At 34.5% G+C, this 6142-nt stretch carries 4 protein-coding genes; all 4 read right to left on the bottom strand.

Annotated elements, in window-relative coordinates; translation table 11 throughout:
- Positions 1–182: 182 nt before the first annotated feature.
- Complete coding sequence (locus tag CY0110_RS27185; protein ID WP_008278877.1) at positions 183–1064, bottom strand: RAMP superfamily CRISPR-associated protein; 882 nt, start codon at positions 1062–1064, stop codon at positions 183–185.
- Positions 1065–1068: 4 nt separating this feature from the next.
- Entirely contained in the window at positions 1069–2370 is a 1302-nt protein-coding gene (locus tag CY0110_RS27190; protein WP_008278878.1) for a hypothetical protein, read from the bottom strand.
- 28 nt (positions 2371–2398) lie between these two features.
- Positions 2399–3580 carry a type III-B CRISPR module-associated protein Cmr3 gene (locus CY0110_RS27195; protein ID WP_008278879.1) on the bottom strand — a complete coding sequence of 394 codons (1182 nt, stop codon included), beginning with the start codon at positions 3578–3580 and terminating at the stop codon, positions 2399–2401.
- Positions 3580–6142, bottom strand: a 2563-nt coding sequence (gene cas10, locus CY0110_RS27200) for a type III-B CRISPR-associated protein Cas10/Cmr2 (protein WP_008278880.1), incomplete at its 5' end; no start/stop codon positions are given. The genes cas10 and CY0110_RS27195, both read right to left, overlap by 1 nt.

Raw genomic sequence — 6142 nt, forward strand, 5'->3', positions numbered from 1 at the left:
CTCTCTGGGATGTATTTATCGAATCTTTATTTGAGAAGAAACAGATTTACAGAAGAAGATGGTGGATTAGACTGAGATTGAGGAGAAGTCGCTTCGTCTTATTTGATTTTGATGGCTGATTTTGATGAGATTTTTTTGTCGATTTTTACGATTGTTAGGCATAATGTGTCTTTAAACCTCTGCTAAGTTTCTTTATTTTCATCAAAGGAGAAAGTACGATCACTGACCCAACTTTGTACCCATCCGCGACCAATATTAGCTTGTCCACCCACTTGAACTAAACCTGTAATAACTTCCATTAATAGTCCATGTTCATCAAAAGTAATAGGATGCTCAGCTAATACATTATAACCCCAAGGTAAGTAAAAAATGGTGTCACGAGGAAGACAAATATCTGTCCAAAAAACTTCAGCCGATCCTGCTTGATTAGCTCCATTACTATCTTCTTGAATTTTATTTCTTACCTGTGTCCAAAGAGAATGTTCCATTAAAACTTGAAAATCGCTATCAGGAAGAACAAGATGATTATTGTCCCAAGCAGGTTTGACAGAATTTTTAAGAGAGTCAGGAAACTCTCCTAAAAAAGCGATCGCCTTTTGATGTTCTTCATTCAGTTTTGATACACTAATTTGAGCATCAGCAACAACATAAGTACCAGCACGAGTTCCCACAGCATAATCAGGAAAATTGACAAAAGGTAGTTGAGAGATAATGGCATGATCTCGAATCAAAGAATGACAACTCACCCAAGTAAAGATATCTGTACTCCCGTTGAGAGCCATAGTTCGCATGGGAACCCATAATAACCGTGCATCTCCAAACCAAACTTGATGCACTCCCATTTGTCCTTCATTATCAAGTTGTTTACCAAATAGATTATTAGCAGCATCAGCATTAAGAATTTCTACTTCGTTTCTAATGCTGCCTCGAAGAGAAGAACCAGGAAGATAAGGAAAATTAGTATGAACTTCACGAGCAATTTCTAGTATGTTGCCTAAGTCTCCTTCACCTCCACAATGAATCGGAGATAAACTATATAAATAACCGAGTCTAAAGTCTTTCATAGATTTAACCTTGTGTAATTGGTGTTATATTTTTGAGAATTTGGTCATTAAGAATATCAAAGGGATTGGTTGGGGAAATTGTGGTTATTTCTTGCAAAATATCCTTTATATTGTTCATGATTGGCTCAGATTCTGAAGGTGAAAGTTTAGGGACTCCCTCTAAATTATGAATGTAATCATTACGGGTTTGACAGTATTTTTCCAAAGACTCAATTAGAGGAAGTAAGAATTTATGTTTTTCTTGTTGATAATCAAGAATTGCTTTTAAAACTATTCGATTTAAAAACCGCTCAAAGTCAAGCTTGATTTTTTCTCCATTAACTAAACGATAATTTTCGAGATGGTTTTTGAGCTTTCCTTCATCAAACTTTTGAATCGTTTTACTAATAGTTTTATCCTTTTCTAATTTATTCCAATTTTTATCAACTTGATGAGGCGGAAGAATCATCTTTTTAACCAAATATCTAAGCAGATTTTCTTGAAAGCAAAAAACTAAAATTAAAAAGTCAGCATATTTTTGATTACGGAGATTAATTTCTGCCTTATAGTAAACTTCTTTTAAAAGAGCAGAAGAATTCCTTTGTCTTAGTTTAATAATATCTTTTTCCCAACTATCAAGAGCTAAATTATCTATCTTTTTCAAAGAAGAAAAAGCTTGGTCAAAGTTAAAGGCTAAACGAAATGCACCGGCTTCTATTAATTCTTGAATTAGCTCTTGAGAAAAGCCACTATTTTTTAAGGTTTCTAAAGTTCCATAATAGTTATAGTTTTTTAATTGTTTTTTAATTACCTTGAGATCAGATTGATTTTTGACAACGTTAACATTATTTACAAAAACCCTAGATTGATGAGGTTTCATTTGAAAAGGATTTCGGACTTGCCAAAGATTGCTTTTTCCCCAAGAGCCAGAAGCTTGTAAAATTCCCCAAGCTGTTTTCATAGCTGGTGTTCCTGAAGAAGAATTAAATTCTATTATATCATTATTTTGTTTTGATTCAATGATTTTAGAACAAAAAGTATGAGCTTCTTTTAAAGCTGATTCAACATTGATTGGATCTTCAGAAAGTTTTACAGAAACTTGGTGAAGTTCAATAAGATCACTTGATATTTTGACTTCTGAACATAACCAATCTTTTGTTAATTCAGCTTGAGGTTGAGTATCTACTGTGTACAATAAACCAATTTTTCGGATTTCTTGTGATTGTTTGACTAAATGACGAACTAAAGTAACAAGAGAACCTTCTTCATGATTTTTCTCTGAATAAGGATCTTGACTACCAACAAATGAAAGAATAATACTTGCCATAAAATTACTTAAAGAATGTAATAAAAGTTTAATAATTAACAGAAATCCAAAGCATTTCAGAATAACCTAATTGTCGCCAACGTTTAGCTTTAATAGAAGCATTTTCTTGCTCCTGAAATAGCATTTTAGGTTGTTCCAAGTAATATTGACTCCCTGGTGGTGCAGCAAAGACTTGAGGTGCAGGAATACTTTTGTCGCCATCATATTTATCCCTCATTCGACAACTAATAGGTAAAGCTTTTGCCGTAGCCACACTCACCAAAACTCGATGAGGATCATCTTGATTTTGATTATTATTAACCGTATGAGCAAGTTTCCATTCCCAAGGATAAGGCCGACACATTGCTTGTCCATTTTTATCTCTTTCAAACACCCCTGGAGTAATTAAATAAGAGACCTTTCTTCCTTCTGTTTTAAAGTTTTCATTAGATTGAGCTTGTAATTTATTCCATTGAGAATCTAAGGTTTCACATCTTTCCATAACGACTCGATGCCCTTCTCCTCCTAGTCTTAATGTCAACAAATTTTCTTTTTTTAAAGAAAGTTTTTCTATTTCCTCATGAGTAGATTGCTCAACGGCGATCGCTAAACGCCATCGGGGTAGCATTCTGATGGTATTTTCAACGAAATAACCATCAGCTTCTTTAACTTGTTTGGTGTCTGTTTGAATAGCATTATGAGAGCGAGTCTCTATTATCCAAGGTTTTGGGGGTTCATAATCAGGATGATTTTTGTCTACATTAGGAAGCAATAAATCATCTTTTTCAAATTTTCCATTTTCGAGATAGTGTAAAACAGCAGAATAAGGAAGATATTGACGATAGTTTTTCTCCTCTGTTTCGTTATTTTCAGCTTGTTTTGAAGTGGTTAAGGGACAAGGTTTAGTGTGATCCCAAAAGATATGATTTAAAGGTAAGGTTGGATTCCAGTTGAGAGGAATTAGAGATTGATCCCCCACAAAGCCTAATGGACGGGGTAAATAAAGAGTCATCTCAGGTTGATTTGTCCCCTCTGTTTTGCTTTCACGGGCGAAGAAGACTCCTTTTATTTGAAAGTCATCTTTTTTACCCAACAGTCCTCTTAAAGCTCCAGCAATGGTGTGTCCATTTGGAGGAAACATACTACCTGCCCATGCTCTTTCGCCAGGGGTAAAAGGTTTTGCATCTCGCAATAATAAAACATCAGTAGGAGTTAGAGTGTACCAAATCATTAAGCTTTTCCTCCTAATTTAATTTTACGGTTGCGAAGAACAAAAGCTGTTAGTTTGAACCAACTTTGAACGTCTTGATTTAATTGCTCCTCTGAAGTATTTGTCCACAAATCTTCTATAAATTTTGATAGGGCTGTTTGAAAGCTTTTTCTGATGTCATCATTAAGGGTTTCTCGACGGCTACAAAAAGCAACTGTCCAAGGTTTAATCGCCTCTTGAATAGGAATAGGATGTTGAGTCCAAAGGGTGGCGGCTTGTTCAAATAAGCTGGCTTCTAACTCATTTATTCTGAGTAATTTTTTCCATTGTTCAAACACTTCAAATTTGCTAGTGGCTTTTAGGATATTACCGTTACCATAAATTACTCTCACTTGAACGGCATCCTTATAAGTTTTATGGTTATTTTCGTTAATGTAATGTTCTTTGGCTTCTTCTTCTGCTTCCCAAAGATTTTCTAAAGCGATCGCTAAAGGAACTGAATGATGAGCAATAACGATTCCAAAACTAATTGTCGCATTTTGACCCATTGTGAATAAGGGACGCTCTGCTAAATGATTGGGTTTATTTTCTTGGTTCCATTGCCAATAATTTCCTTCGTTTTTAAATTCACTTTTTTCTAAATTAAATGTCCCATCATTATTAAATCCTAGTGGATCTTTATCTCCTCGAAAACATTGACGTATATCCCATAACCAATTATCCCATTCCCATAAATTAGTATAAGCTAAAACATCATCTCCTCCACTATAAATTAATCGTCCTGCATACCTTTCTTCGGTTAAATAAGGAACTAATTGGTTAGAAAAATCAAGCAAAGCACGACTTAAAGCATTGTGAGTTGATGGCCCCATTCGTTTAGGTACGGTTAAAAATTCGTTAAAAGCTTCTGCAATATCTCCTTCTACATTTAAGTTTTCAGGAGTGTAATGTCCATAAGATTTTAGTTTGCCACCTTTCAACCATTCACTCATTCCATCCCCATCACCAGCAGCAATTATATAGCAATCAGTGGGATTATTACTAGGATAATAATCTTTGACTAATTTTTGTAATTTAAGTCTATTTTCAGCCGTCGATTCTTTTTCTAAATCTTCGACTAACCATCCTGCATTAAGTAAACGAGGATGATATTTAATAGTAGGATTAGTATCTGCCCAAGGAATCCCCCATTTGTCTGTTATTTCATCAGGAATTTTATTATGTTCTGCTAAATATTCGTTAATAACTGCTTTAGAGGTTTTTTCAAAATGTTCTAAATCTTCACTTGTGCCATTTTTCAAATATCCGGCCATTCCTGCGGTTAAATCAGGATAACTCATTTGAATTTTATCGGCTTCTAATTCTAATAATTTAGGTAAAACTAAATGAAGTCCTCTTTTAACTGTTTCTGTTGCATTCAGTTGTTCAATTCCATCAAATAATCCTGCTTGTCTTTTCCATAAAGCTTTTGTTTTTCCCTCTTCAATCCAATCATCACTAGGATGAACAACAGAACCTAATCCAGAAATTGTTGAACGGGTACTAAAAGCTGTTGGTATTTGCCAATCTCTACCATTTTTTACGGCGGTTAAAGCTAAACGAGTTTGATCAAATATAGCTGCCCACCAAGAACCTATATTAGTATTAAAAGGATATTTGTTTTGCTGGTCTTGACGGAGTTTGGCTGCTTTTTGTAAAAAAGTTAATTCTTTTTCTAAAAATAAAGCCGTATTTTCATTTAATCCATAAGCTTGATTTTGAATGGCTACCCAACTACGATCTTTTTCAATAATTTCACTATCTTTAATTTCTTCATTTTCTCGATAAATTTCACTACTGGTTAAGGCAATCTTTTCTAATTGACCTTCTTGATCTTCCTGTTTTTTATCAACTCCAATAGGAACCGCCGTCCAATAGGTTTGCCATTGAGATTTTAACCATCCTTTCCAAGTTTTATGGTCAAAAGATAGTGACTTCATCCAGTATCTTTCTTCTAACTCACTAAAGACTAATTTGCTAATATTTAACCATTCACTAATTAAGGTACTTTTAGCTGTTTGCATAGCAGTTTCTACTTTATCTTTGGGAAGTACCAAGACAAGTACATTAGGAAATCCTGCCGTTAATAAACTGCGTTGACTTGGTTGCTTAATCCATTGATTAAATCCGAATTTACTATATTTTTGTAATAACCAATGATCGATTAAAGGTTGTTGATATAAATTAGGATATATAAAACAATCCGGTCCGTAAATATTCGCTAATGTCCAAGAAACTTTGGCAGAAAGATAGTGTAAAATCCAAGACCCTGCCCAAAAATCTCGCATTTTTCGACTAGCTTTGATTAATTCCTGAATAGGGGAAAAGGTAAAACTAGCTAAATAAGGATGGGATAAAGGTTTATTGGCTTCCCCATTTTGAGTTAAATCTTCTGTTGTTAAATCATACCCTGATAATGCTCCTGCCATCGCTGCGGTAAGACTAGCATGACTCCAATGTGAACTATCGGGTAAACGGGTTTCTGCTGGCATTAATAATAGTGAAGCATCATCAAATAATTGACAAGTTGCTTCGGGAAGACAT

Source organism: Crocosphaera chwakensis CCY0110, from assembly GCF_000169335.1.
In the GTDB taxonomy this organism is placed as follows: Bacteria; Cyanobacteriota; Cyanobacteriia; order Cyanobacteriales; family Microcystaceae; genus Crocosphaera; species Crocosphaera chwakensis.

What these genes read in the sequence shown, in the direction of transcription:
- CY0110_RS27185 (WP_008278877.1), bottom strand. Translation starts at nt 1,064, where the DNA reads ATGAAAGACTTTAGACTCGGTTATTTATATAGTTTATCTCCGATTCAT.
- CY0110_RS27190 (WP_008278878.1), bottom strand. Translation starts at nt 2,370, where the DNA reads ATGGCAAGTATTATTCTTTCATTTGTTGGTAGTCAAGATCCTTATTCA.
- CY0110_RS27195 (WP_008278879.1), bottom strand. Translation starts at nt 3,580, where the DNA reads ATGATTTGGTACACTCTAACTCCTACTGATGTTTTATTATTGCGAGAT.